Consider the following 1,935-nt stretch of genomic DNA (forward strand, 5'->3'; position numbering starts at 1 on the left):
CATTGTATTTAAAAGAAAGAGGCGCACCATTTAAAACCCTTACATCAATTGTATATTTTCTTAAAGCTTTCATCAGTTCTGTCTCCATCTCAAGCTCATATTCTAAAACAGATACAGGCATTTTCTCCAGGTAAACAGCTACATCAATATCATGGAAGGTATTTTTCTTAACAAAAGAACCATGAAGATAAGCAAACAAAATCTCCTTATGTTTTTTCAACACTTCCCTTATAGTTTCCTCAATGGCCTTTTTACTAACTTTATCTATCCTTTTAAGCATAAGCCCTTTTGCTTTTTAGTATATCATTTTCTGAGACTGGCACAAGAAGGATAATAACTCACCAAACTCTATAAACTTACAACTCTTGGATGATGCGTATGTGCTATAAAACAGGATAACTGCATAGCCCATCTTCCCACTTACTAAGTGGAACAGATCTGACGCATGATTCATTGCACGACAGAGACCTGATAATCATATAAAAGGTTATCACCGGTAAAAAGTCCTGTAAAATGCGATTTCAAAAAGTAAAATCGCAGTCAAAAAGAAAGGAGGAAGCCATGGGCCTTTTTACGGGTGTAGATTTACATTCAAACAACGGTTATTATGGTATCATAAATGAGGATGAAGAGCGAATATTTAAGAAGAAGTTGCCAAACCATTTACCTACTGTCTTATCAAATCTGGAGCCGTTCCGGGAAGATATTGTGGGTATAGTGGTAGAATCTACTTACAACTGGTATTGGTTAGTAGATGGACTCATGGAGGAAGGATACAAAGTTCATCTTGCTAATCCTTCAGCAATTAAGCAGTACGAAGGGTTAAAGTATTCAGATGATGTAAGAGAAGCATTTTTTCTAGCACAGCTTCTAAAGCTGGGGATATTGCCGGAAGGTTATATCTATCCAAAAGAAGAACGACCGGTGAGAGACTTATTGAGAAGGCGACTAATACTTATCAGACAGAGAACCAGCCACATCTTAAGCTTCCAGAGTCTTATTACTCGGAACACAGCAGTAAAAATATCTTGCAATGACATCAAGAAGCTAGAAGTAGAAGATGTTAAGCGACTTTTAGACGAAGAGTGCCTAATTTTATCGGGCGAGACAAACATAGCAGTAATTCGGTTTCTAAGTAAAAAGATAGGAGAGATAGAAAAAGCGGTATTAAAAAGAGTAAAATTGAGGGAAGAGTATGAGAAGCTTTTGACTGCGCCGGGGATAGGGAAGATATTAGCTTTGACGATCATGCTTGAGACAGGAGATATCCGGAGATTTGCGAAGGTCGGGAACTATTCCTCATATTGCCGATGCGTGAAGAGTGAGTATATAACAAACAACAAGAAGAAAGGGGAAGGCAACCGTAAAAATGGCAATAAATACTTGGGATGGGCATATGTAGAAGCAGCTAATTTTGCAAAGAGGTATTGTCCAGAAGCTAAAAAGTTCTACCAAAGGAAGATGGCAAAGACCAACCAGATTGTAGCCACTAAGGCATTAGCAAATAAGATAGCAAGAGCGTGTTACTATGTAATGAGAGATCGAGAGGTATTCAAGGTAGAGAAAGTATTTGGTAGAAGAGAAGGTTGCGGCAGTGAACCGAGGAGGGGGTTGGTAAAAAGCCAGGAGATCTGATTGGTAATCTGTCGCAACCTGCCACATGATTATGAACAGTTTACTATTTCGCCTGTACCATGAGCCAGAAGGGGTTGGACATAAGAGCCAAAAGGTCTGTGAGATTGTTTTTGTTTGGACATGGTAGGGTACCAAGATTTTCTGGTCCGCTTTAGGCGGCAGGGCAAAGTGCATATACTGCCTTGATCCTGATGGGTGACTGGTGCGGAATAGTTCAATGAGAACTTTTTCGTAACCAAAAATAAAAGAAATAACGGATGCGAGATAGATAAGTGAGCATAATCGTAGTGGCGGTAAAGA

Annotated in this window: 2 protein-coding genes; one reads left to right on the plus strand and one right to left on the minus strand. The window is 39.2% G+C overall.

Going from position 1 to position 1,935, the window contains the following annotated elements; all coding sequences use genetic code 11:
* On the minus strand, positions 1-280 hold a 280-nt coding region (locus tag J7J01_07085; protein ID MCD6210636.1), incomplete at its 3' end, for a nucleotidyltransferase domain-containing protein.
* Positions 281-561: 281 nt separating this feature from the next.
* Between J7J01_07085 and J7J01_07090 the strand changes: the two genes are divergently transcribed.
* Complete coding sequence (locus tag J7J01_07090) at positions 562-1,635, plus strand: IS110 family transposase (GenBank protein ID MCD6210637.1); 1,074 nt, start codon at positions 562-564, stop codon at positions 1,633-1,635.
* Positions 1,636-1,935: the final 300 nt, after the last annotated feature.

The sequence above is a fragment of the Methanophagales archaeon genome, assembly GCA_021159465.1.
GTDB lineage: Archaea > Halobacteriota > Syntropharchaeia > Alkanophagales > Methanospirareceae > G60ANME1.

Coding starts and splice junctions, on each gene's coding strand:
- J7J01_07090 (MCD6210637.1), top strand. CDS start 562: ATGGGCCTTTTTACGGGTGTAGATTTACATTCAAACAACGGTTATTAT.